Here is a 22,314-nt window from a genome sequence, read left to right on the forward strand (position 1 = left end):
TCGCGTCAGCGGATGCCGTTGCGCTCGCGGAGCACCCGCCGGAGCGGGTCGTCGGGACCGATGTCGTAGGTGCATTCGGCGGGGCGGGGGTCGGGGACGAACGCCCACAACAGCGCTCCGGCAGTACCGGCCTCGCGCTGCCCGTCCAGCTTGTTCGCGACATCGCGCGCTCGATCCCCCACGGAACCGCAACCGGCCCCCGCGCTCTGACCGATCTCCGCAACGAGAAGTGGCTTGCCGAGACCGCGTGCCTGCTGAAGATGCACCGCCAGGCCGTTGTAGCGGTCGCCCGGCAGCGGTACTCCGTCGGCGCCGTAGTCGTGGTATTGCAGGACATCGAGTGCGTCCGAGGCCCCGACATACGCGTAATCTTCCCCCGCCGTGCCACATTGGCCACCGCCGATCGTCCCGAGGGTGATCGGGTGCTCGGCGTCGAGCGCGCGGACACTGCCGCCGACCTCGTCGACGAACGCGCGCAACAAGCTCGCCGCCTGTGGAGCACAGGCGCGGTCAGGCAGCAGTGGTTCCGGCTCACCGATCAATTCCCACATCGCCAGCGACGGCGAGTCCCGCCAACGGCCGACAGCCGTCGTCACCCAGTCCTGATAACTCAGCACCGAGCCCGGCGCGACGGTCTTCCAGTCGCCGGCATACCAGTTGCTGGTCTTGAAAATTTCGTCACCGCACGCGCCGTCCTGGGCGGCCAGGACCGGAATCAGCAGTTGTCGGTGGGCCTCGGCGGCCCGGAACACGGCGTCGATTCCGGTGAAGTCGAGTGCACCGGTCTTCTTGTCGATCGCGAGCCATTGGAAGGCGTTGAACCGGGTGAGCGAGGCGTCGGGCAAGCTCGCGAAGAACGAGTCGGTGTCGACCTCGGCGCCGCACCCACGATTGACCGACCAATCGGTCGCCAGTTGATACGCGTTGAGACCGGCCGGCCACCACGGGGAGCCGTCGAGCATCAGCCCGTCCGCGGTGGCCTGCACCCGGGCCGTCGGCGTTTCGGTTCGTTCGGACGTCCCCGTGTCGCAGGCGCCGACCCCGAAGAGAACGACCAGGATGAGGGCCGCCCACCGTCGTCTCGTCATTCGTCCGAGGATGCCAGCCGCTTCTGCTCTCGTACACCGCTCGGTGACGTGTCACAGTGGTCCGGACATCGGTGGACCGACCGGAAGGACACATGTGATGCGACCCGTGGTGACCGTGGACGAACTGAAGAAGGCGTTGACCGGTGACGCACCGCCGGTGCTCCTCGACGTTCGATGGGCACTCGGTGACACCGAAGGCCGTCGGCACTATCTCGAGGCGCACGTGCCCGGTGCCGTGTTCGTCGACCTCGACAGTGAACTCGCCGGCCCCGCGACGCCGGCAGACGGTCGCCACCCACTCCCCTCGGTCGGCGCGCTTCAGGACGCGGCGCGCCGTTGGGGTATCTGCGCCGGGAGTGCCGTCGTGGCGTACGACGACACGGGCAACCTCGCGGCGGCCCGCGCGTGGTGGCTGCTCCGATGGGCCGGTCTCACCGAGGTCGCGTTGCTCGACGGCGGTCTCCGCGCATGGACGGAGTCCGGCAATCCAACCCGCTCCGGAGATGAACACCCGGACGCACCCGGTGACGTGGTTCTCGAGGCGGGACATCTCCCGACATTGACCGCCGACGAGGCCGCCGCACTCGCCGTCGACGGCGTGCTGCTCGACGCCCGGGCGGCCGAACGCTACACCGGCGAGACCGAACCCGTCGACCCGAGAGCCGGTCACATCCCCGGCGCGATCAGTGCTCCCACCGCCCAGAATCTGACTGCCGACGGACGATTCGCATCGGCCGACGTACTGCGGAATCGATTCGCCGCAGTGGGAGCGGAACAAGGCGCACCTGTGGGCGTCTACTGCGGTTCCGGGGTGAACGCCGCCCATCAGATCGCGGCACTGGCCCTCGCCGGTGTAGATGCGGCGCTGTATCCGGGGTCGTGGTCGCAGTGGTCGAACGACCCCGACCGTCCAGTGGCCACCGGGCCCGAACGCTAGCCGACCGACTCCGTGTCGTGCGCAGGGTAGGCGTGGAACTGTTCCGGGGATCGATGTCGAGTCCGGCGTCGGCGTGCAGTCGATGTCCGATCCACCACGTGGTCGCATCACATCGAGAAGGCCGCTGCTTGACACCCAAGCTCCTGGGATGTCTTTTTTCTGTGCTGAACGAGTTAACCCCCTGCACGCCCTGCCACCGAATCCTCGATCGGGTAGAGCCGGCGACCAAGCATGGTTCCGCTGCCCCAGCGATGGCCCCCACGACGAAGAATCCCGTTCGCGGGTCAGTACGCCGATCCGAGCCCATCGCCGTCAGAAGGGCGTTCGGCGCCTCCGGCGGCGGCCATCCGTAACTTTTCCTCTATTCGTGCGCGGAATTTGCTTCTCGTGCGCTGCGCGAAGGGGCAGCAGTCATCGACAGCAGGTAGGCGCGTACCTCGGGCGGGCACAACGCCTCGGGGATGCACGCCGCACGTCCCATGCCGCCACGAACGTAGAGATACACCAACCCATGGTCGACCTCGATCTTGGCGATCGAGCCGTGCCCGATGACTATCTGGGCGACAGGGTCTTCCAAGAGCATTCCGAAGGAGTTGATGCCGCTGGCCCACCGCGCTCCCGGCCCCACCATTGTCCGTTGCGCACGCAAGACCACAACGAATACAGCCAGTGGCAACGCGATAACAATCCCTGCAAAGAATCCGGTCAGTTCAGCTTCACCACCCCACAGGGCCACCGCCATTGCCACCACCATCACGGCGAAAAAGAGCACAATTCTCGGGCGACGGAGAAATCGCCACAGGGCGAGCCGGGAGAACCGGCTCACGTCTCCGCGTTGGGCGGTCCAGGTGTACTGCACGGCGGGCACCGAAACATCATTGGTGTGCAAAGGTCTTGCCTCTCTGTTGTGACTTCTGGGGTGGCGCCCTGGACGCCAGGATTTCCAGGTCAGCGACACCTCACGACAACTGGCGCTTCCTCGCGGTTGCGGTGGCCGGCGCCTTCCGTGCCGTGGCCGCACGCTTGCCACTGTCCCACGTCGGGCGGACTCAGTCTTCTTGACCGCCTTCGCCCGTGCGGTGGTGGTGCTCTTCGCCGCCACCTGTGCGACGTGAGCTTCGCGGATCGCCCAGGTGCTGCCGATCTTGATTGCGGGCAGCTCGTGGGCGGCGATCATCTGCTGTACGCGCTGGCGGGTCATGCCGAGCCTCTGCGCTGGCGTCCTGTAACCATCTCGCCCGTATGTCGTCCATGCCGCGGAGCAGGAACTCGAACGCGGCGTCGACGCGCTGCCCATCACCGGTGACGAGGAGGTCGACCATGAGACCGCGCATGGTGCCGAGGAGGTATGTTGCGAGTGGGAGAGCTTGTTCGACTGGGCATCCCGCGGCGATCAGTCCGTGTTCGAGCAGAGCGTTCCGCTGCCGTATCGAGCGATCGACGGCCGCCGCGAGGTCGGGATTGTTGTGCATGGCTTCCCCGGTTATCGCAAGGAACAGGCGGATCGAGCGTTGACCGGCGGGGGCAACCGCACGTACCCACAGCGCCTGAAGCGGACTTAACCCCTCCTCGGACCGTAAGTCGGGTGAGGAGTAGGCGCGGGTCAGAACTCGGTCCACTATCGCCGAAATCAGACCTTCCTTGGTGGCGAAGTGGTGGACGAGCGTCGCATGGCTGACGCCGACGGTCGTCGCCACCTTGCGCAGGGACAGATTCGACAAACCATTCTCGAGCACGTGTTCGGTCGCCGCCGCGAGTAATTCGTCTCGGCGATGCGCGTACCGCTGTCGGCGGCCGTCTTCATGTGGTTCCACCACCGGAGACTACAGCCCGCACCGTTTGCATTGACCACTTGGTAGAGCTACTGTACGGTTTCGGGCGTGCCACGGGGAGCCCATGAGCAGACGTCGATCGGAAGCCTCCGACCGCGCGAGAAGGCAACGCACGCTACGTATCCCTTCCCCGAGAAAAGGCTGTCACTGATGCGCTCGGCAGAGAAGTTCAGGAGATTCGTCATCGGCGCCGCAGCGGCTGTCGTTCTCACGACGACTCTCGGTGCTGCCCCAGCTCACGCAGATACCAATCCCTACGAACGGGGCCCTGCCCCCACGGCTGCGGGTATCGAGGGCCTGCCAGTCCCTGCGACTGCCGACCCTTTCAACCCCTGGCACAGTCGCCGAGCCCTCCACACTCACTGCGGGGCTGACGACCTGCGATGCAGCCAATTTCTCTGCCCTGCACCACAGGCCGGCGGGGCCGTCAACGAGTACCGCGCCACCTGCCCGTACTGAACACACTCCACTGTCGACCCCGCGATGAGGCACTTATTCGCGGGGCAGATTCCCGGGCCACCAGGTATGACCTCAGCAGACCCGTGGTGCTCCGAAGCTCTGCGTCCCTAATCCTCTGCAACCCACATGTGTTCGATCGTCCACTGCCACCGGATAGACCCGAACTGGCCGACTTAAGGGTTTCCTCTTGATGAATCGTTTCCTGGCTTACACCGTCGCTGCGCTCTCGATTGCAGGCAGCGCTGCCGTGGTTCCCGGCGCGGTAGCGTCTGCTGCACCATGCTCAGACGTCGATGTGTCATTCGCCCGTGGAACGGGTGAGCTACCAGGCCTCGGAATTACCGGCGGTCCATTCGTCAACAGCCTCACCTCCCAGCTGTCGGGGCGTTCGATCAGCACCTACGCGGTGGACTATGCGGCGGACTTCAGCCAATACAGCGCCGGCCCCGGGTCCCGGGACCTCGTCAGCCATGTCACCTCGGTCGCCGCCACGTGTCCCGCAACACAGTTCGTGCTCGGCGGATACTCGCAGGGTGCGACGGTGATCTCCAACGCCATCGGGTTACGCACGCCGAGCAGCGCCACCGGTGCAGTACTGCCCGCCGCGGTCGCCGAACGCATCAAGGCTGTCGTCGTATTCGGTAACCCACTTGGACTACAGGGCCGGACGATCGAGACCGCCAGTGGCACCTACGGACCCCACGCAACGAGTTACTGCAACTTCGGCGATCCGGTATGCCAGATCGGCGGATTCAACAGCTTCGCGCATTTGACGTACGCCATCAACGGACGGACAACGCAGGGCGCGGCATTCGCAGCCGCCCAGATCGGCGCGTGATGGTCGCGAACTGTCACTGGCGGGATTCAGTGACCGGGGTCACTGTGCAGGTCCTGGCGACACCGTGGAATTCCGTCACTCGTCGTATCAGGTAACCGACCGCGCATCCGCCTCTATGGGTGTTCCGTCTAGGAAAGGATCGCGTAGATCAGTGTGAACGCCGAAAGCCCCCTTTCGGAACCGGCTGTTCCGGACCCGGCTGGATGAAGCCGACCGGCGTTGCCCAGCGAGGATCCCTTCTATGTCCCCCGCCGGTTTCGCTGCTTCCGCGCCGGGTTCCGTGCTGGTACACCCGGTCCACGACCAGATCATCCACATCGAGGACGTCGACGGGCAGGTCGAGCGGTATGTCGAGGGCGGCGCCCACGTCACCTATGTGCGGGACCGATTGAGTGAGCACCTGTCACTGATGGTGATCTCCGCGCCCGCCATGCTCGAGTGGCTGACGGACCGATTCGCCGACACGCCGCTCCCACCGTCCGGGACCACAACCGTGTGGTCGATCGCCCTTTCGTCAGCACTGGCACCGCTTCACGGGTTGCTCACCGTCGGACGCACCGCGGCGCGGGTGCTGTTTCCTCGCCCTCTCGGCCCGGGCTGACCCCCGAGGTTGAATCGCGGTGGCAGCGGCAACCCTTGCCCAGGTTCGGAGAGTTTTTGCCTCTTCGGAACACCCTGGAGCACTTATCCGTTCATCACATGTGGCGACAGGACGTTGCCGAACAAGCGAAGAACGGCCACCTGACCGAACCTGTTCGACGATGGCTCACGGCAGCGGAATGGACAGTCACCCCGGACCTCTTACGCCCGGGCCACACATATGCCGCGGACTGACCTTGGGCGACCACGCTGGTCTGGGTCGCTGCACACTGACCAAGACAATGGATCGTTCATGGTCGCTCGACAAGGCTCAACGCGCGGTCGTGCAGTCGTCGGCGAGTGCGTGGCACGTGGGCTGGACCCCGAACCGTGAGGACGTCGAGAACCTGACCGATCGTGCCCGCGGGTCGATCGACCGGGCCGATTATCGTCGGCGCTCATGCCGCCGCCCGGCGTCAGACGGCTGCAACTGCTTGACGTGCCGGCCGCCTGGTTCTGGAAATCGTATTTCTCCGATCAGCGCAAGCTGCGCAACCTGCTCGACGAACGGCTCAGATCGAGGCCGGGTGAGCGACAGTACCGCTACACCAACCCTTTTCACACTCCGGGCAGATCGCGTCGTGTTTGCGTTGAAGAGGGTGGGTGGGGCCGGACCGGTGGTCCATGGCCGGCCCCGGCCCACTACTCGTGGTCGGTCAGCGTGCCTGGGCCAGCGCGACGGCGTCCGGGCCGGCCGGGAAGCGCAGGGTGCCTGTGGTGTCGTGTACCGCACGCCAGACCGCCTCGGCCACGTCGATAGGCGTGGTGACGTTGCCCTGCACGCTGAAGGCCTCCAGGATTGGAGTGGCGAATCCGGCGTACGTTGTGGGGAGAAATTCGCCGATGTCGCCGCCGTTTGCCGTGAACTGGGTCGTGGGGCAGTAGCCGGGCTGGACGAGCTTGGCTTGGACATCGAACGCCGCGAGCTCGAGTGCCAGCGACGCTGTAAAGCCCTCGACGGCCATTTTGCTCGCCTTGTACATCGCCGTGAGCGGCATGGCGCCCAGGACGACGCTGGAGCTGACGTTGACCACAACACCTGAGCGCCGATGGCGGAACTGGGGGATAACCGCCTTGGTTGTGGCCATGACGGCGAAGGTGTTCGTCTCGAACAACTCGCGGGCCTTCTCCACCGGAGTGGCCTCGACGACACCGATCGATCCAATTCCTGCGTTGTTGACCAGGACGTCGATGGGGCCCGCCTCGGCGAACGCGGCCGCGATGCTGTCGGCGTCCGTCACGTCGAGCTGCAGGACGGTGACGCGGTCGGATGCGGGAAGGATGCCCTCGCGAGGTGTGCGCATCGTGGCGATGACATTCCACCCGTGCGAGTAAAAGTAGCGAGCGGTCTCGAGGCCGTATCCGGAAGAGGCGCCGGTGATCAGAATTGTTTTCATGTCTACGAAACTAGACCCATCGAACAGGACCATCTATAGTCATGTGTCCATAGTATTTTACTGATAGTCCGGTTTCGCGTTGACGCGATGAAGCCGCACTTCGACAGGAGATCCTCATGGTCGATCCTCTCTCCGAGGTAGTGCAGATGCTCCGGCCGCACGGGGTGTTCTCCAAGCGCATCTCGGGAGCCGGCGCGTGGGGCGTCCGGTACACCGCATTCGGCCAGCCCGGGTTCTCCGTCGTGCTGGAGGGCAGCTGCCGGCTGGCGGTGGCAAACGAGCCGGAGATCGTCCTCGAGCAAGGCGATTTTGTGTTGCTGCCAACAACTCCGGCGTTCGACCTCACGGGTTTTCACGACGTGGAGCCCGTCCTGATAGACCCACGCGAGATGACCGGCGACGACATGGATGTGGACTACTCGGACGGCCAGGCGCCCGAGGTCCGTATTTTGGGGGGCAGTTTCGTGTTCGACTCGCCGGACGCGGCCCTCTTGAGTTCTTTGCTCCCGTCGGTCGTGCACGTGCGTGGAGTCGAACGCTTCGAGCCGTTGGTCTCCCTGGTGGCCGATGAAGCCCTGCACGACAGACCGGGGCGCGAGCTGGTGCTGTCCCGTCTCGTCGAAGCACTCCTCGTCGAAGCACTTCGGACGTCGGTCACCCAACAGACACCGCCCGGGCTGCTCCGCGGCCTGGCGGACCGCAAGCTCGCCCCAGCCGTCCACCAGATGCACCAGCACGTCGACAAGCCATGGACGGTAGCGCAATTGAGCAAAGTCGCGACGTTGTCGCGATCAGCGTTCTTCGACAGGTTCACCCGACATGTCGGGATGCCTCCCATGGAGTACTTGATGGCATGGCGGATGGCGGTGGCCCGCGATCTCCTCAGGCATGAAGACCTAGGAATAGACGAGGTAGGCCGTCGAGTCGGCTACGGCTCGGCCAGCGCTTTCAGCACCGCCTTCAGCAGGTACACCGGCGAATCCCCAAGTAGCTACGCGCGCAGAACATCTCACACCCAGTCGGCATCACCCAGATTGAAGACAGGCTGAGCTTGTCGCCTAACTCGGGCGACGACCGCGGTTGAGTCAGTCCATGCGGTCACATCGGATCCTGAGCACCAGCCGCGACCATGACACTGACGTAGGTGCCCAACATACGACTGCCGAGAACGGGCAACGCAGTGGTTCCTAGGCGGTTGGATGGGTTGTATTTGGTAACTGGTGACGAAACCAATTGGACGACACCGGTTGCGGATGCATCAACGGGATCTACTCCGTCACCGGAGTAGAAGATTGGCACATATACGTCCGTGGTGATGATGCAGTATCGACTTATGTCTCCGACGATCGGAACCGTTCGTAGCTGGAACCATGACGAGGGCTTGGGCGTCATCGACTCACCCGGGACGCCCGGTGGTTGCTGGATCCACGCGACTACGCCCTCGACGAAGACTCGCATGGGCTTGGATCCTGGTCGTCGAGTGTTCTTCGAGTGGTAACGCCTACCTGGGGAGGGAGTTCAGGACGGCGACGACTTCGTCGCTAGCGACGCATGGTACGTCGGCGACGAACCGTATCGCCGCCCCCAGAGACCTAGTACTCGAGGGGGCGACCGCCAGACCAACCAAACCATCGATCGATCTCGACGTGAACCGTCACGAGCGGTCTCTCCCTAGCAGGGTAGTCCTTGCCGAGGAAGTGCCGTGAGAGCCGATCGATGTCGCCAAGTCCCTCATCAGGCCTGATGGAAACGACGTGTCCTTGAATCGATACATGGGTGCCAAAATCGTCCGCCGCAAGGACCGTCAGCGATACGTGGCCGTTGTTCTGAAGGTGCTTCAGACGGGCCCGGTCGGCGTTCATGCATAGCATGAGAAGCCCGTCATCCTCTCGGAGGTACCACGTCGCCACCGATACAGGGCGGCCGTTGGAGGTAACCGTCGCCATGACAGCCGGGTTGGGTTTGCGGAGGAAAGTAAGGGCCGCTTCAGGCAACGGGGCATCGGACTTAGCCAATGCTGCCATACCCTTGCACTCGGCGATGACGAAAGGTTCGCGGACCGCCCGTCCGGGTGGTGGTGGCACAGCTAGGAGCCAGCCCACAACCAAGCCCTCGGCCACAGAGCCTTCGCCGAACCCCGTGTGTCCGGGCGAGGGGCAATGCCACCGCCACGAGGGGTCCCGCTGGGGTGAGCTAAGCACCGGTGCGTTCGGCACGTCACTGTGTCCAATCAATGGCGGTACAGAGCCCTGACGCCTGTGGTGCCATGGACCCATGGCACCACACCCCGAACCGACTGACGATCAGGACTGGCAAGAGCGCGGCCTGCGGATGGCAGCCGATATCGAGCCCGGGATGTGGATCGTCAAGCACGTGCACCGGTTCAACGAACACGCAATCGCGTCCCTGGTGCCTCCGGTGTTCGCCTCGTACGCCCGAATCTTTCATCCTGCAATGACCATTGACGGCGATCCGATCCGCTGGGCCGACGTCGCTGCCGCCAACGGCACCACAGCGCATCCCGCAATGGAGTGGGGATCCCTCGTGGGAAGCTGGCGCACCCCTGAACAACCGGGAGTGTGGCAGGAGGCGCCGGAGCAAGGATCACTGCCGCCTCGGACCGCACGCGCCTTGGTCGGTGTACTCCGACGCTTCACCCAGACACCCGATACCTGCTGGTTTGCCCACTGGGAAGGATCCGGCCGCATCACCGCTCCCGAACACTATCCGCGCCTGCCGATGCCCAGCCGAGAGCACATGGTCCTGTTTTCTGGAGACATCGATCTCGCCGACACTCAATTCGGCGGCGGCATGCTGGGGATGAGCGCGCACCTATGGTGGCCCGACGATCACGCATGGTGCGTGGCAACCGACATCGACCTCATGACGACCTACCTCGGTGCGTCAACGGAATGCGTCGAGGCCGTCCTCTCCGTCCCTGAACTTGAAGCACTCCCCGCGACCCCCGATCGGGAGCTCACGTGGGACAGCGACACCATCAACCCGTTGCCAGGAAGCCCATCGTCGGGATTTTGACCGGGCCGCGTAGGTGCGGTTACCGTCGGCTGCCCGGTACAACGCGACACCATCCCTCCGGAACTTCTCCGAATACAGCGACTGACGTCCCACTCGACATCCCCTCCTGCACCTTCACGTCCACTGTCGGGGTGTATCCACTCCACAGGGTCACCCTTCAGTTCGCCCCTCCCGTCGGTTACCCCCCCGGCGCGGTTATCCGGCGTTGCCGCCGGCGCCGCCCGTGCCGATGCCGCCGCGGTTGCCGACACCGTCACCGGCGGAGCCGCCGACACAGTCACCACCGTCCCCACCCCGGGTGCCGCTCCCGGGCGCACCCGGCTGACAATCCGCGCCGCCCGCGGTGTCCGGAACAGCAACCCCGGCCGCCGCGCTCCGGCCCGGAATCGGGCCGTCCGCGCCGGCGGCGGACCCCACCCCGCAGGCGAGGACCGCCGCCGCGGCACACGCACCGATCACACCGATCACACCGATCGTGGACCTCCTCGACATGACGCGTTACCTGGTACCGACGCCGCCGCCGGCACCACCGGTACCGTTGCCACCGGTATTGCCGTTCCCGTTACCGGCATTACCACCGGTACCGTTGCCACCGTTGCCGCCCTGCTGGTTGTTCTCGAAACCGACGTTGATCCCGCCGCCGACGTTGCCGCCCGCACCACCGGTTCCGTTGCCACCGGCGTTGTTGTTCCCGTTACCGGCATTGCCGCCGGTGCCGTTGCCACCGTTGCCGCCCTGTTGGTTGTTCTCGAAACCGATATTGATCGGCACATCGAACGGGAACGGGGCGGCGGACGCGGCACCCGCCCCGAAGATCAGCATCGGCACCGCGGCGGCGCCGACGAGAAGAGCGCGAACAGTGGACTTGCCGGACCTGGCGGACGCGGTGGACGTGGTGGACGTGGTGGTGTTCGACATGGTGTGGTTCTCCGATGTGTCAGTGGGGGTGGTGCTTTCGATGCCGTCAACGATGCCTGGCGTCATGGGTGCGTCTCATCCCCTTCAGGGGTGAACATCGCCCCACCCCGCGGATGCCTGGAAAGGCGTTTTACCGCAGCGCATTCGGACGGACCATGGGGGTGAGCGCACACCCACCCCGAAGGGGATGCGGCCGAAGATCGGCGTGACCCAATGTGGACATCGCACGCACATCCACACCCACCGCACACACCCCCAGGACGACCCCGATGACCCGGCCGGAACTGACCACACCGCACTCCTTGCAGGACCCGCCGCCTCGGCGCCCTCTCCACCGCCTGGTGCCTGTCCTTCGTCTTCACCTGACCGAACCCGAATCACACACGCAATAGGCGCACCCACCCTGGGGGTGGCCACAGCCATCCCCAGGGTGGCTAACGCGAACAGCCCCAGCCCACCACAATGGAAGCACCGGAACACCCCACCCCCGCAAGCACCCACGACACCACGACACCGCGACCACGACCGCCCGCCACGACCAGCCCCTACGCAAGGTTCACCCCCCAGTGACAGACCCGACCCTGACCTACACCGACCACCAATACACCCACCAGATACCGCTGATCCCAGACCGCTCCCCCATCACCGTCGGCCGCGCCGCCGATGCCGACCTGTCTCTACGGACCGACCCGGACATCTCCCGCCTCCACGCCACCCTCGAACGCATCGGCGACTACTGGACGGTCATCGACGAAAGCCTCTCCCGCAACGGCACCTTCGTCAACGGAAAACGGATACGCGGACGCCACACCCTGCACCCAGGAGACATCATCCGGATCGGCGCCACCACCCTCACCTACCACGGGGAACCCGCAACCGACTGCGGCATCACCAACATCGGCGACACCCCCGACGGCCCCCTCGACCTCACCCCCGCCCAACACGCCGTCCTCACCGAACTGTGCCGACCCTTCCACCACGGCACCGACCACCCCATCCCGGCATCGAACCAACACATCGCCGACGCCCTGCACCTGAGCACCGAAACCGTCAAAACACACCTGCAAGCCCTCTACACCAAATTCCAACTCGACGACCTCCCCCGAAACCAGAAACGGTCCCGGCTCGTCGCCCGCGCCCTCACCAACAACCCCACCCCCGCACACCCCCGGACACCCGCTTCGATCAAGGCGGCCCCGCGGGACCTGCACGGGTAGTGCGCCGAGGAGCGCCTCTCGCCACTGAGCGGACTCGATGACGCCGACGACCCCGCTCGCTTGCCCGGTCCGCGACTGCGGAATCCGGGGAACGAGTACAAGACCGGGTACGCGGACCTTCCGAAGGGAAACCGAACCCGCGACGCATTCTCGCCCACAACCGGACTGATGATCACCACCGTCATAGGAATCTGCGGTCTTTACAGGCTCATGCCACGCGATCGCCCTCTCGCAGATCGGCCGCACCGTGACCTCTCCGTCATCGGTGGCCGGGTCCGCTCCGAACCCGCCCCTCCGACGACCGATACCCGAAGGGTCCTCGGACACACAACCGAATACCATCCCAACCCCGGACGAACAGCAGCGGATCGCCGACCTCGGACACCCAGACCCCGGTTCTAGGCAGCGACCGGCGGGATCATTCCCGCGGTGCCTGTGGGCCGCGCCGCTGCTCCTCCGGAGTCTTGACTCCTTCACCCATTCAAATTTTGGTATTCACGAATCGGGCCCTGCCCAACAAGGACACCTGCTCAGCCGCGGACCGGGCGGGCCACGAAATCCTCGGCCCCGGGCGCATGTCACACCAGCGTGCCCTCTAATCTGACGGGCCGACACCCAGGAATTCACCCCGAGCATGAGGTACGAACAGCCATGGCCACCGACTACGACGCTCCCAGAGTCACCGAATCCGACGACACGACGGATACTTCCCTCGAACAGCTCACCGCCAGTAGGAAAGACACCCAGTCCCCCGTCGTCGACGTCGAGGACACCGACACCGCCGAATCGTTCGAACTGCCCGGCGCCGACCTGTCCGGCGAAGAACTCACCGTCCGCGTCCTCCCCAAGCAGGCGGACGAATTCACCTGCACCAGTTGCTTCCTCGTCCACCACCGCAGCCGGCTCGCCGACCCCGCGCAGCTGATCTGCCGAGACTGCGCCTAATCGACACCGAAACCCTGGGTGCCTCGGACGCCTCCGGGCTCACACAGCACGAGGAGCACCCCGCATCCCGACATCTCGCGGACCGGAACCCGCCTGAGGGCTGCGCGGGCGGTGTGCCGCCGTCACTCTCCCCGGTGCCTGCCAGGTGCCCGCACTGCCGAATCCGAGTTCGGGTCCGGGTCCGGGTCGGAGCGGTAGGAGCCCGGATCGATGGTCAGGTCTTCGGTGTCGGCGAAGACCAGTCGCCCGTCGTCGAGCGCGACCGCCCACCGATGCACCGGCGCCCACTCGTGCCCACCACCGCCGGGATCGGTCACTGTCGAGTAGTCCTCGACGATCTCACCGGTGAGATCGGCCTCGGCGGTCCTGCGGACCAGCACCCGGACACCGACCCTCAACTCCGGGCCATCGACCGGCCGGTTGCCGCTGTTTCGGGCCATGTTGATGTACCTCTTCGCTCGGCGGAACTCCCGAAATCGAGCATAAGCACCGACCGGTCCGGTACGCGACCCGACCTGCACGAACTCAATCCGCGCACGGACGGCTGCCGCAGTGGCTGCCGTTACGGCGCAGTCGGCGGCCACCGAGATGCTGGACCACTAAACTCGTCGATGCGACAAAAACGACAAGAGAGTACATTGTCAGTACTGTCGCAACGGAGGAGTTGGCATGAGCATCGACCACGATCTCGGTGCGGAGCTACGCGCCCTCCCCGACGGCGAGTTCTTCACCCTCCTCGCCCGGGAAGTGGCCAGCCGGGAATCGATGAGCTCGGTGCGTGAGGCCCTGCTCTCGCTGGTCGCCTCCGGCCCCACGCTCAGCGCCTCCATCGCCGCGGCAGTGCCCTCGCACGCGGTGACGGCATCGATCGCGCGGGCCCGGATCGAGACCGCGGCCCGTCAGGCAATCTTCGACCACCCCCACCTCGAGGCAGCCGACGTGGCCGACGTGCTGCGTTCACGCGACAGCAACCGGCGCAGCCCCGCCAGCCGGTTACGCGAACGCGGCGACATCGTCGGATACGAGATCGGTGGCCGCTACCTCTACCCCAGCTTCCAATTCGACGCGGCGACCGCGAAGGTGCGGCCTGTCGTCGCCGAGATCAACCATCTCCTCGATGCGAAGCACGACCCGTGGGGTGTCAGCTCGTGGTGGCTCAGCCCGTCCGGGTGGCTCCCGGAGGGGCAGTCGCCCGCCGACCTCGCCGTCGTCGAGGGGCACGACGATCAGGTCCGGGCCATCGCCCGCGACCTGTTGGCGGACTGAGGCGGTGCCCGCGGCACCACCCCCGACCGATCTGTCCGGGAAACCCGTCCTGGTCACCCTGTCCCGGGGAACCGAACTGTGGCGGATCCACAGCGCCAGGTATGCGGCCCACTTGGTGAATCGGACGCCGCAGCCCACCGTTCCCGGCGGCGCCCGCTTCGACAGCCTCACCGGTGACTACGCCTACACCTACCTCGGGGACTCACCCGAGGCGGCGGTCGCGGAAACCCTGTGCCGGGACCTCGCCGTGACCGGCAGCCCCCGATTGGTGCCACGCGCCCGGATCACCGGCCGGGAGCTGAGCCGGCTCACCGTCACCACCGACGTCACCGTGATCGCCCTGCACGGCCCGCACCTGTCCGCGGTCGGCCAGGACACCTGGCTCACCAAATCCGATCCCTCCGACTACCTGCACACCCGAACCTGGGCCGGAGCCCTTTTCGCAGCGGCCCCCGCCGCCGACGGACTGGTGTACCGGTGCCGCCACAACGAGGACCAGTTCGCCTGGATGCTCACCGCCGATCCGGCCAACCCGACTCATCCCGCTCTCGACGTCGTCGGTGCCTCCGTGGACCTCCACAGCCCCGAGGGTCTGGTTCTCGTCGAACGGATCCTGGCGCACTACAACGCGACCCTCGCATCCACGATCTGATCATCAGCGCCACCGCTGACACCTCGATAAGCAGATCGTGGGAATCGTGTTCCTCGACGAACACCTCCGGCGATCCCCAGGCGCTCGGACCGGCCGCCGCGCTCACCGCCTCAACCCGCACAGCTGTGAGGTGAACCCGATACCAGCCCGCGCAGCGCCTCATCGACTCTTCCAGATCCAGCGTGCAGGTCCGGGCCCCTCCGCCGCAGGAGCACTGTCGACCGGTCAGCCACGCGAAGCGGCAACTCGATGTGGGACAACGGCTAACGTGAGGACACGCTCTCGCACGGACCCGATCAAGGAGTCCGACATGGCCCTGCCGATCCCCTCCGGACGGCGTACCGGCGCCGCTCTCGCTCTGGCCACTGCAACGGTTCTGATCGGCTCAGCCCCCGCCGGCGCCGACCCCGCCACCCCGCCGCTTCCTCGCGGCTCCCTCGTATTCGTCAACGACGTGCTCGGCCCGCAGGACCCCCGCTTCTGGAACCCCGACCTCCCGGGAACCCGCGTTCTGACTCCACTCGAACCCGGGGTGAGCGTGCTGTGCACAAGCGGCTTCGAACCGACCCCCGGCTGCTCGACACTCGACATGCGCGACTGGACCTCGCCGCAGCGCTCCCTCGTATTCGTCGACGTACCCGTCATCGGACGCCCACCACTGCGCGTGTGGATGGACATCCTCCCCCGCCTGTGACGAGGGCGCCCTGGGCCAACTGATGGAACGCTTCTTTACTCGGTGACACAGGGCCTTCCCCGGTGCGTGCGAGCCGCCACCCTCGGCGCCCTACGAGGACGCACTGTGCGCCACCCCTCGTCGCTCCAACGAGAGCGAAAGCGATGACCAGATACAGCCGCGGGTAGCCGCCAGGCTCGTGTCCGCTTCCCCGTCGCGAACAGATTCACAGGCGAACAGTCTCCGCGGTTGTGGGTGGACACCTCATTTCTGGTGACGCTTCGCCGCCGGCAACAACCGTTGATACGCCCGTCCGAGCAATCTGGTCACCACATCAACCACCCGAGCATTCTGGCCAACCAATACCCGCGCCTTGCCCCGTTCCACGCCCCGCAGGATCACCCGTGCAGCCTCGCCGGGATCCGTTCAGGCAATACGTACCTCGAACCACCGCGCAACCTCGTCACCATCGACGCCCACCGCATGACCAGCCGTACGACCGATCGAGGGGCGAATGCCACCGGGAACGACACGCGCCACCTTCACCGGACGTCCACCTACCTGCCTCTCTTGGCGCAGCGATCTCACGAGATCGTTCGACACTGCTCAGCTCACCGAGAACCGATCGTCGGGGATGCGGAAGTCCTCACCCTCCCGACGCACGAAGTCGTCCGCGTAGAGGCGAGCATGGCGAGTCCACACCCGAGGTCCGCTGCGGTTCGATCGCCCACAACCTCATCTTGCCCTGAGCGGGCGTCATCAGAGCGCGCCGCTCGACACACACGAGAGGCACCGTCAGTGCGGCGCAGCATCCTGGTCACGGGGAGGGACTTGGCGTTCGAGCAACTCAGCAAGCTCCTCGATGGTGACCTCCACGGTGCCGAACATGGGATCACCCTCCATGGCGGCGCCGGCGACGGCCCGGCCGAGACGGCATACCGCGGCAACAGCAGTCGGTCGGTCACGCTCATCAGCGGACCCCACCCCTTTCAACCGAGCGGGAGCGGCAACTTTGCCGCAGCGTCATGGAATGCGCGCACAATCGCGGCCGAGATCCGACCACGGAACGACACTTTACGACCCTCCCCGATTGCCCAGTCGCGAATCTCCTTGGTCGTCGCCTTCGCCGGAGCGGTGCCCGCCGCCGCTCCCGTCACCGGAGCATTCTTCACGGCCGTCGCTTCCGCAGCCGACTCCGCCACCGTCGCCTTCGCCTTCCTCGCGACCATCTTCTCTGCGGCCGCAGCCTTCGCCACCGTCGCCTTCGCCACCGACGTCTTCGCCGGGGCCTTCCTGACGACGTTCTTCTCCACGGCCATCGTCTCCGCGGCCGTCGCATCCGCAGCCGACTCCACGGCCGCCGTCTTCACCCCTGCCGTCTTCGCGCCCGACGTCTTCGCAGGAGCTTTCCTCGCGACCTTCTCCTTCGCGACCTTCTTCTTCACGGCCGTCTTCTTCACGGCCGTCGTCTCCGCGGCCGTCGTCTTCGGCGCTGTTGTCTTCGCCGGAGCCTTCGTCGCAGCCACCTTCTTCGCCGCCGGTGCCTTCTTCGCGGCCGTCTTCTTCCCGTCCGTCTTCTTCGCGACCGTCGTCTCCGCGGCCGTCGTCTTCGGCGCTGTTGTCTTCGCCGGAGCCTTCGTCGCAGCCACCTTCTTCGCCGCCGGTGCCTTCTTCGCGGCCGTCTTCTTCCCGTCCGTCTTCTTCGCGACCGACGTCTCCGCCGGAGCCTTTTCCGCAACTACTTTCTTCACAGGCGTCTTCTTCGCCGGCATCGCTTCTGCCTGAATCTCTTTTGCCTGAGCGTCATGGAAGGCTCGCTCGATCTCGGCCGAAACCCGACCGCGGGACGACACTTCACGACCCTCTCCGATCGCCCACTCGCGAATCTCTTTGGTCGTCGTCTTCGCCGGAGCCTTGCCGACCGCCGCCGCACTCTTCGCCGGCGCCTTCGCGGCGACTATCTTCTCCGCGGCCGTCGTCTTCGGCGCTGTTGTCTTCGCAGCAGCCGTCTTCTTCGCGGACGATTTCTTCGCGGCTACCTTCCTCGCTCGCGCCGTTTTTGCCTGAGCGTCATAGAACGCTTGCTCGATCTCGGCCGAAACCCGACCGCGAGGCGACACTTCACGACCCTCTCCGATCGCCCACTCACGGATCTCCTTGGTCTTCGTCTTCGCCGAACCTGCGGAATTCCTCGGTGATACCGCCATCGTGCTCTCCTTCTTCATCGGCAATCGTCGACCGCACACAGTAACGGCAGGTCCGTCTCGGTAATGAGGAAGCTCACCCGAACTGACATTTCAATGCCTGAAGAAGTGACCGTGCGGACACGAATCCGCCGATACGTTGCATCCCCGCCGATGGTTGCCATGTCCGGGCACGAACTCCTTTGCGGCTCGGAGTGACGAACACACCCGCGCCTACACAGCCGGCCAGAACCTCGACACCTCCGGTCCACGACCGCATCACCGACGCCCTCAGCCAACGCGAATAGCGCGTTCAGTCGGGGGTGAAGAACAACTCCGTCGACATGAAGAACCACGCCACCAACGCCGCCATCGGCACAAACGCGCCCACCAACGGCGCAGCGAACTGCCGGGCGGGCCGCCACGGAACTGTCATCAACCCGCACAGCACCACCAGCACCGCTGGTTCCGCCGAACTCACCCATACTCCTCGCAACGCTGGCTGAGCGGCATCGCTGGCAACGCTGTGTCACAGTAGCCGCTGACCGACATCTGTCGTTTTCTGTATGTACCGCTACGTCCGGCGTATTGCATCGGCGCCGATCCCATCTTCGACCTGGCTATGTTCGACGGGTGCCACTACCTGAGAGGCTGTTCCGGATCAGCCCGGACGACGTGCAACCAGTGCTGGACGAGGCGATTTTGGCCGGCGGCGGATCAGACCCTACGCAGCCTTCCCGGCGCTAGGAATCCAATGCATGAGCCGCTTCCTTTCGTCTACGAGCATGGGCGATCACGTTGTCGGCCCGCGAGTTGAGTCCGGTCGTGAAAGGCGGGCGTAACTCGGGGAATCGCTGATGGATGACCGCTCGAACCCCTTTCCGGCCGTCGAACAGCGCGTCGAACTCCCGTACGATTGCACACGTCGTCGATCCCGGGATAGGGAATTGCGAGCAACTTTCGATTGGTCTTAGAAGGTGTAGCGAAAGTGTCACGCCGCGCGGGTCGACTGGTCGACTGCCCCAGGCGCCGTGCGCGTGCGGGGACGGGTCGTCGGCTCATCAATCCGATCATTGCCCATTTGATCATCGCCTCCGAGTGCTCCGGGAGACATTCGTAGTCGTGGCCAAGTCGACGGCAACGCACAATCCACGCCAGCGTCCGTTCGATTAGCCAACGGTGGGGCAGCACACTGAATCCTTGCTTCCCCTTGGGTTTCCGCACGATATCGAGCGTCATCCGGCAATGCTCCGCGTCCCACGCGACGAGACGTACGGCGTAGCCGCCGTCTGCCCACACCAACACCATCGACGGCATCACTGTCTTCGCCCGGGACAACGCCCGGCGCCCGCCGTCGCGGTCTGCACTCTCGCCGCGGTCACCAGCACGACCACCAACAGGCCAGCGCGTCCGTGACCACGTGTCGCGTCCTGCCGTTGACCCGTTTCCCGCCGTCCCATCCGCGGGTATACGTTCCGACCGTGTCGGCGCCATTGACCGCCTGCACGTCGACCATCCCCGCCGACGACATCGGATCCCGGCCGCTACGGTCACGGAACTTCGCCCGCAGCGCGTCGTGGATGCGGTCGGTCACCCCGGACTCGTTCCATCGCTGGAAGTTCCCGAAAACGGTCTGCAGGGCGGGAAGTCGTGCGGTAGCTGCCGCCACGAGCAACCGGTGCGGTTGACGTAGAGGACCGCCTCCACTATCCGCCGTCGATCGTGGATCGCCGGGCGACCGCCCGGCAGCACCGCAGGCACCATCGGTGCGATCAACTTCCATTGGGCATCGGTCAGATCAGACGGATACGGCGTCGGCTTACGACGTTTCCTGCGAGCAACCACGATCATGCCGCCGCCGGCCGGTCCGCCACGCCCGAATCGAACACTTTCAAACACTCTCTCAGTCGTGCGTGTGCTCCGCAACCCAGGCCGCGACCTGGGTCCGGGAGGTAAAACCGAGTTTGGCCAGGATGTGCTCCACGTGTCCTTGTGCCGTGCGCGGTGAGATCACGAGGCGACGAGCGATGGCCTGGTTCGTCAGGCCTTCGCCGATGAGATCGGCGACCTGCCGTTCCCTCTTGGTCAGTCGCACCGATGCATCGGTGTCGGACGTGGGGGCGGCCGGCGGTTGCTCGTGCAGGGCATAGGCGATGGCCGCGGCGATGTCGAACTGCTCACCACGGCGATGCGCAGCCTCGAAGGCGTTGTCCCCGAGTTTCTCCCGGGTCTTCCGGACACACTCCTCGTGGTGAACAACCTGATTGGAGTGAATGAGTGCGGAGCTGCCGATCGCCTGTGCCAGCCCCTCCGCGGCGCCCATCAGAATTGCAGCCCGACGTGCATCGTGCTGGTCGACGCTGATCCAGGCCAGCGCCTCGAGGCAGGCGGCAGCGCCGCGGGGACTGCGCACCTGACGGGACAGCTCCAGCGATTCTTCGAGAAGCCGGGCCGCGCGATCTGAATCACCCTGCTGCCACCGGCCAATTCCCAAGGACCACAGCGAGTACATTTGGTAATTCGTCTCGCCATGAGTTTTCGTGATCGCCCGGACCTGCTCATGATATTCGATTGCCTGCTCTGTGAGCCCGGACAGTCCATAAACCATCCCCAGCGAGGACAGGGTAGCTATCTCGAGCGTCCGGTCTCCGCGTGCACCGAACTCTGCGAGTGCGGATTCCAGGTCGGAGCGCACATGGTCGAGATCACCGCGGAAGAGGCCGAGCAGTCCGTCGGCGAAGGACACGAACGCGCGCATCAAAGGGTCGGTGGTCTGCGCGGCGAGGGTGTGTCCCGCCTCCACGAACGCAGCTGCCGCCCGGAAATCACCCTGTCCGCTGGCCATCACGCTGGCCCAGCAGAGCGCCTTGGCACGTTCGAGAGTGGGGACACCTTCGCGCTCGAACGCCTGCCCGCAGTAGCTGATTCACCGTTCGGCGGCGACACCGACCACGGCATGATGCACCAGGAACTCATCGCCCTGCTCGGTCTGCCCATCGGCGAGCTGTGGAAACTCGACGAACTCGGCGAGGACTGCGCCCTCGACGGCCGTTACGACTGCCTGCTGACCGTCAAACCCCTCAACCTCACCGGTGGCGTCGGCTCACCTGCCAACGCCACCGCCATCAAGTGACCACCGGGTACCGTGCCGCGGCGCTGCCAACCGCGGACGGATGGACCGAGGTGATCGACGACGGTTTCATCGCCCTGGTCGGCCCCTTCTACACCCGCACCGACGGGACATACACCGAGGTGGCAGTGGTCTGCCAAGACAAACACCGCAACCGGCGGGGCGTCGTCCAAGGAGGGCTTGTGATGAAGTTCGCCGATCGTGTCCTGAGGATCAGCGCCCGCGCGCACAGCGGCGCCCCACCACGGCAACGGTGCACCTCGACGTGCACTTCGTCGCCCCCGTCCACGTCGGCGACGTCCTGCGCGCCCGCCCAAGAGGTCTGCTGCGGTTCGGTCGCCCACGTACTCATCCTTCCCCGAGCGGGCGGTGATCAGAACCGTCGGCTGACCGCCTCAGTGAGATTGTTGAATACCGTTACCTCACACAATATTTCGATATTCCATAACCGAGAGGGCGCGCGAGGGCTTCGAGCTGACGTCGAGCACCTGGTACACGCCACGAGCGGGAAGGGACCGGAGGCATTCGGTCGGACAACGACCAATTCCGGAGCGAATCCGGTTCGCCGATGCAACCGGCACAATGTAGATCCGAGATGAGCCGGTTGAGCCCATGGCCGGCTACTTCGAGGGTCTCGCGCCTTCAGTGACGCGCTGCGACAACGTCCTCGTCGAGAAAACCCTTCAACCCGCCACTGAAGACATCGTGTCGTCACCAGCGCCCATATGCCCGGCCCCGGCAACGTCAATCAGCTTGGCGGTCGGGATCAGCTCGAGAAGCTCCGTGGCGCCCTTCCTCTCTGACCACATGGGACCCCTTGCCACGCACCGAGCAACGTGGGAACCGTGACCGCCGCCGCCGCCTTCCGGGCGCGTTCGTACCGCACGATCGAATCCGCCTGACGAGTAGGTTCGTCGCCCTGGCGAAGGAACGCCGGATCCCAATGCCAGAACCAGCGCCCATCACGCAGACGCGGGCCAGGTGTAGCTGGCCTGGTTCATGGAGTAGTTCGCACCGCGGAGCAGTCCGGTCATCAACTACACCAATGTGCACGACCGGGTGCTGCGCCCGCTGCTCGCCGCTGATCAACAGCCGGCTCCCTCC

At 65.4% G+C, this 22,314-nt stretch carries 25 protein-coding genes and 4 pseudogenes; 13 read left to right on the forward strand and 16 right to left on the reverse strand.

Translation table 11 applies throughout. The annotated features are described in order from the left end of the window. Positions 1-5: 5 nt before the first annotated feature. Positions 6-1,088 (reverse strand): beta-mannosidase, encoded by a 1,083-nt coding sequence (locus R4P95_RS16480; protein WP_317745924.1) that lies wholly within the window; start codon positions 1,086-1,088, stop codon positions 6-8. A 106-nt stretch (positions 1,089-1,194) separates the two neighbouring features. Between R4P95_RS16480 and R4P95_RS16485 the strand changes: the two genes are divergently transcribed. After that, positions 1,195-2,025 carry a sulfurtransferase gene (locus R4P95_RS16485; protein WP_317746103.1) on the forward strand — a complete coding sequence of 277 codons (831 nt, stop codon included), beginning with the start codon at positions 1,195-1,197 and terminating at the stop codon, positions 2,023-2,025. A gap of 361 nt (positions 2,026-2,386) precedes the next feature. On the opposite strand, the gene R4P95_RS16490 is transcribed toward R4P95_RS16485, so the two are convergent. Both R4P95_RS16490 and R4P95_RS16495 read right to left on the reverse strand, forming a co-directional pair. Continuing rightward, complete coding sequence (locus tag R4P95_RS16490) at positions 2,387-2,893, reverse strand: hypothetical protein (RefSeq protein WP_317745923.1); 507 nt, start codon at positions 2,891-2,893, stop codon at positions 2,387-2,389. A 181-nt stretch (positions 2,894-3,074) separates the two neighbouring features. Beyond that, a complete protein-coding gene (locus R4P95_RS16495; RefSeq protein WP_317745922.1) occupies positions 3,075-3,839 on the reverse strand; it encodes a TetR/AcrR family transcriptional regulator in 765 nt (254 codons plus the stop codon). Between the two features lie 667 nt (positions 3,840-4,506). Here R4P95_RS16495 and R4P95_RS16500 point away from each other — a divergent pair. The 3 genes and pseudogenes from R4P95_RS16500 to R4P95_RS16510 all read left to right on the forward strand — a co-directional run. Then, positions 4,507-5,154 carry a cutinase family protein gene (locus tag R4P95_RS16500; protein WP_317745921.1) on the forward strand — a complete coding sequence of 216 codons (648 nt, stop codon included), beginning with the start codon at positions 4,507-4,509 and terminating at the stop codon, positions 5,152-5,154. A gap of 241 nt (positions 5,155-5,395) precedes the next feature. After that, a complete protein-coding gene (locus R4P95_RS16505) occupies positions 5,396-5,755 on the forward strand; it encodes a lipase family protein (RefSeq protein WP_317745920.1) in 360 nt (119 codons plus the stop codon). Positions 5,756-6,035: 280 nt separating this feature from the next. Then, positions 6,036-6,179, forward strand: a pseudogene (locus tag R4P95_RS16510) (hypothetical protein); the annotation flags it as partial. A gap of 270 nt (positions 6,180-6,449) precedes the next feature. Here the strand turns inward: R4P95_RS16510 and R4P95_RS16515 are convergent. After that, a complete protein-coding gene (locus tag R4P95_RS16515; RefSeq protein WP_317745919.1) occupies positions 6,450-7,190 on the reverse strand; it encodes an SDR family oxidoreductase in 741 nt (246 codons plus the stop codon). Between the two features lie 116 nt (positions 7,191-7,306). Between R4P95_RS16515 and R4P95_RS16520 the strand changes: the two genes are divergently transcribed. After that, positions 7,307-8,239: an AraC family transcriptional regulator gene (locus R4P95_RS16520; RefSeq protein WP_317745918.1), complete on the forward strand. Its 933-nt coding sequence runs from the start codon at positions 7,307-7,309 to the stop codon at positions 8,237-8,239. 543 nt (positions 8,240-8,782) lie between these two features. Here the strand turns inward: R4P95_RS16520 and R4P95_RS16525 are convergent. Next, positions 8,783-9,310, reverse strand: coding sequence for a pyridoxamine 5'-phosphate oxidase family protein (locus R4P95_RS16525; RefSeq protein ID WP_317745917.1), 528 nt, complete (start codon positions 9,308-9,310; stop codon positions 8,783-8,785). 154 nt (positions 9,311-9,464) lie between these two features. Between R4P95_RS16525 and R4P95_RS16530 the strand changes: the two genes are divergently transcribed. Beyond that, positions 9,465-10,226, forward strand: a complete 762-nt coding sequence (locus R4P95_RS16530) for a hypothetical protein (protein WP_317745916.1) — start codon at positions 9,465-9,467, stop codon at positions 10,224-10,226. Positions 10,227-10,421: 195 nt separating this feature from the next. Here the strand turns inward: R4P95_RS16530 and R4P95_RS16535 are convergent, their stop codons facing one another. Together R4P95_RS16535 and R4P95_RS16540 are read right to left on the reverse strand one after the other, a co-directional pair. Further along, a complete protein-coding gene (locus R4P95_RS16535) occupies positions 10,422-10,718 on the reverse strand; it encodes a hypothetical protein (RefSeq protein WP_317745915.1) in 297 nt (98 codons plus the stop codon). 6 nt (positions 10,719-10,724) lie between these two features. Further along, positions 10,725-11,210: a hypothetical protein gene (locus R4P95_RS16540; protein ID WP_317745914.1), complete on the reverse strand. Its 486-nt coding sequence runs from the start codon at positions 11,208-11,210 to the stop codon at positions 10,725-10,727. Between the two features lie 500 nt (positions 11,211-11,710). On the opposite strand from R4P95_RS16540, the gene R4P95_RS16545 reads away from it, so the two are divergent. Together R4P95_RS16545 and R4P95_RS16550 are read left to right on the forward strand one after the other, a co-directional pair. After that, positions 11,711-12,361 (forward strand): FHA domain-containing protein, encoded by a 651-nt coding sequence (locus R4P95_RS16545; RefSeq protein ID WP_213576659.1) that lies wholly within the window; start codon positions 11,711-11,713, stop codon positions 12,359-12,361. Between the two features lie 651 nt (positions 12,362-13,012). Next, positions 13,013-13,306: a DUF4193 domain-containing protein gene (locus R4P95_RS16550; protein ID WP_213576658.1), complete on the forward strand. Its 294-nt coding sequence runs from the start codon at positions 13,013-13,015 to the stop codon at positions 13,304-13,306. 122 nt (positions 13,307-13,428) lie between these two features. Here R4P95_RS16550 and R4P95_RS16555 read toward each other — a convergent pair whose 3' ends face one another. Next, a complete protein-coding gene (locus R4P95_RS16555) occupies positions 13,429-13,746 on the reverse strand; it encodes a hypothetical protein (RefSeq protein WP_213576657.1) in 318 nt (105 codons plus the stop codon). A 229-nt stretch (positions 13,747-13,975) separates the two neighbouring features. On the opposite strand from R4P95_RS16555, the gene R4P95_RS16560 reads away from it, so the two are divergent. The 3 genes from R4P95_RS16560 (at position 13,976) to R4P95_RS16570 (ending at position 15,918) form a co-directional block, all read left to right on the forward strand. Then, a complete protein-coding gene (locus R4P95_RS16560) occupies positions 13,976-14,572 on the forward strand; it encodes a hypothetical protein (protein WP_213576656.1) in 597 nt (198 codons plus the stop codon). A gap of 4 nt (positions 14,573-14,576) precedes the next feature. Beyond that, entirely contained in the window at positions 14,577-15,224 is a 648-nt protein-coding gene (locus tag R4P95_RS16565; protein ID WP_317745913.1) for an RES family NAD+ phosphorylase, read from the forward strand. A gap of 310 nt (positions 15,225-15,534) precedes the next feature. Next, complete coding sequence (locus R4P95_RS16570) at positions 15,535-15,918, forward strand: hypothetical protein (protein ID WP_317745912.1); 384 nt, start codon at positions 15,535-15,537, stop codon at positions 15,916-15,918. A gap of 968 nt (positions 15,919-16,886) precedes the next feature. Here R4P95_RS16570 and R4P95_RS33580 read toward each other — a convergent pair. After that, on the reverse strand, positions 16,887-17,858 hold the full coding sequence (locus tag R4P95_RS33580; protein WP_397517790.1) for a histone-like nucleoid-structuring protein Lsr2: 972 nt from the start codon (positions 17,856-17,858) through the stop codon (positions 16,887-16,889). On the opposite strand from R4P95_RS33580, the gene R4P95_RS33585 reads away from it, so the two are divergent. Continuing rightward, positions 17,788-17,964 carry a hypothetical protein gene (locus R4P95_RS33585; protein WP_349307020.1) on the forward strand — a complete coding sequence of 59 codons (177 nt, stop codon included), beginning with the start codon at positions 17,788-17,790 and terminating at the stop codon, positions 17,962-17,964. The two genes, R4P95_RS33580 and R4P95_RS33585, sit on opposite strands and share 71 nt — an antisense overlap. Before the next feature lie 11 nt (positions 17,965-17,975). Here R4P95_RS33585 and R4P95_RS16585 read toward each other — a convergent pair. The 6 genes and pseudogenes from R4P95_RS16585 to R4P95_RS16600 form a co-directional block, all read right to left on the reverse strand. After that, positions 17,976-18,143: pseudogene (locus R4P95_RS16585) on the reverse strand (histone-like nucleoid-structuring protein Lsr2); the annotation flags it as partial. A 250-nt stretch (positions 18,144-18,393) separates the two neighbouring features. Next, positions 18,394-18,561 carry a hypothetical protein gene (locus R4P95_RS16590; protein WP_213576652.1) on the reverse strand — a complete coding sequence of 56 codons (168 nt, stop codon included), beginning with the start codon at positions 18,559-18,561 and terminating at the stop codon, positions 18,394-18,396. Positions 18,562-18,857: 296 nt separating this feature from the next. Next, complete coding sequence (locus R4P95_RS33590; RefSeq protein WP_397517718.1) at positions 18,858-19,574, reverse strand: transposase; 717 nt, start codon at positions 19,572-19,574, stop codon at positions 18,858-18,860. After that, on the reverse strand, positions 19,459-19,749 hold the full coding sequence (locus R4P95_RS16595; protein WP_317745910.1) for a hypothetical protein: 291 nt from the start codon (positions 19,747-19,749) through the stop codon (positions 19,459-19,461). Before R4P95_RS16595 ends, R4P95_RS33590 begins: the two co-directional genes overlap by 116 nt. Next, the gene (locus R4P95_RS33595; protein ID WP_397517730.1) at positions 19,671-19,931 is read right to left on the reverse strand and encodes a transposase; all 261 of its coding nucleotides are present in this window, start codon (positions 19,929-19,931) and stop codon (positions 19,671-19,673) included. Before R4P95_RS33595 ends, R4P95_RS16595 begins: the two co-directional genes overlap by 79 nt. Before the next feature lie 52 nt (positions 19,932-19,983). Then, positions 19,984-20,979 (reverse strand): annotated as a pseudogene (locus R4P95_RS16600) (LuxR C-terminal-related transcriptional regulator); the annotation flags it as partial. Between the two features lie 57 nt (positions 20,980-21,036). On the opposite strand from R4P95_RS16600, the gene R4P95_RS16605 reads away from it, so the two are divergent. Continuing rightward, positions 21,037-21,213 carry a hypothetical protein gene (locus R4P95_RS16605; RefSeq protein WP_317745909.1) on the forward strand — a complete coding sequence of 59 codons (177 nt, stop codon included), beginning with the start codon at positions 21,037-21,039 and terminating at the stop codon, positions 21,211-21,213. Between the two features lie 639 nt (positions 21,214-21,852). Here the strand turns inward: R4P95_RS16605 and R4P95_RS16610 are convergent. After that, positions 21,853-22,183, reverse strand: a pseudogene (locus R4P95_RS16610) (alpha/beta fold hydrolase); the annotation flags it as partial. Between the last annotated feature and the right edge of the window lie 131 nt (positions 22,184-22,314).

The organism is Rhodococcus sp. IEGM 27, from assembly GCF_033142305.1.
In the GTDB taxonomy this organism is placed as follows: domain Bacteria; phylum Actinomycetota; class Actinomycetes; order Mycobacteriales; family Mycobacteriaceae; genus Rhodococcus_F; species Rhodococcus_F oxybenzonivorans.

Excerpts from the sequence above, each read along its gene's own strand:
- R4P95_RS16480 (WP_317745924.1), bottom strand. The coding sequence starts at position 1,088 with ATGACGAGACGACGGTGGGCGGCCCTCATCCTGGTCGTTCTCTTCGGG.
- R4P95_RS16500 (WP_317745921.1), top strand. The coding sequence starts at position 4,507 with ATGAATCGTTTCCTGGCTTACACCGTCGCTGCGCTCTCGATTGCAGGC.
- R4P95_RS16505 (WP_317745920.1), top strand. The coding sequence starts at position 5,396 with ATGTCCCCCGCCGGTTTCGCTGCTTCCGCGCCGGGTTCCGTGCTGGTA.
- R4P95_RS16515 (WP_317745919.1), bottom strand. The coding sequence starts at position 7,190 with ATGAAAACAATTCTGATCACCGGCGCCTCTTCCGGATACGGCCTCGAG.
- R4P95_RS16520 (WP_317745918.1), top strand. The coding sequence starts at position 7,307 with ATGGTCGATCCTCTCTCCGAGGTAGTGCAGATGCTCCGGCCGCACGGG.
- R4P95_RS16530 (WP_317745916.1), top strand. The coding sequence starts at position 9,465 with ATGGCACCACACCCCGAACCGACTGACGATCAGGACTGGCAAGAGCGC.
- R4P95_RS16535 (WP_317745915.1), bottom strand. The coding sequence starts at position 10,718 with ATGTCGAGGAGGTCCACGATCGGTGTGATCGGTGTGATCGGTGCGTGT.
- R4P95_RS16540 (WP_317745914.1), bottom strand. The coding sequence starts at position 11,210 with ATGACGCCAGGCATCGTTGACGGCATCGAAAGCACCACCCCCACTGAC.
- R4P95_RS16550 (WP_213576658.1), top strand. The coding sequence starts at position 13,013 with ATGGCCACCGACTACGACGCTCCCAGAGTCACCGAATCCGACGACACG.
- R4P95_RS16555 (WP_213576657.1), bottom strand. The coding sequence starts at position 13,746 with ATGGCCCGAAACAGCGGCAACCGGCCGGTCGATGGCCCGGAGTTGAGG.
- R4P95_RS16560 (WP_213576656.1), top strand. The coding sequence starts at position 13,976 with ATGAGCATCGACCACGATCTCGGTGCGGAGCTACGCGCCCTCCCCGAC.
- R4P95_RS16570 (WP_317745912.1), top strand. The coding sequence starts at position 15,535 with ATGGCCCTGCCGATCCCCTCCGGACGGCGTACCGGCGCCGCTCTCGCT.
- R4P95_RS33590 (WP_397517718.1), bottom strand. The coding sequence starts at position 19,574 with ATGGCGCCGACACGGTCGGAACGTATACCCGCGGATGGGACGGCGGGA.
- R4P95_RS33595 (WP_397517730.1), bottom strand. The coding sequence starts at position 19,931 with ATGATCGTGGTTGCTCGCAGGAAACGTCGTAAGCCGACGCCGTATCCG.
- R4P95_RS16605 (WP_317745909.1), top strand. The coding sequence starts at position 21,037 with ATGATGCACCAGGAACTCATCGCCCTGCTCGGTCTGCCCATCGGCGAG.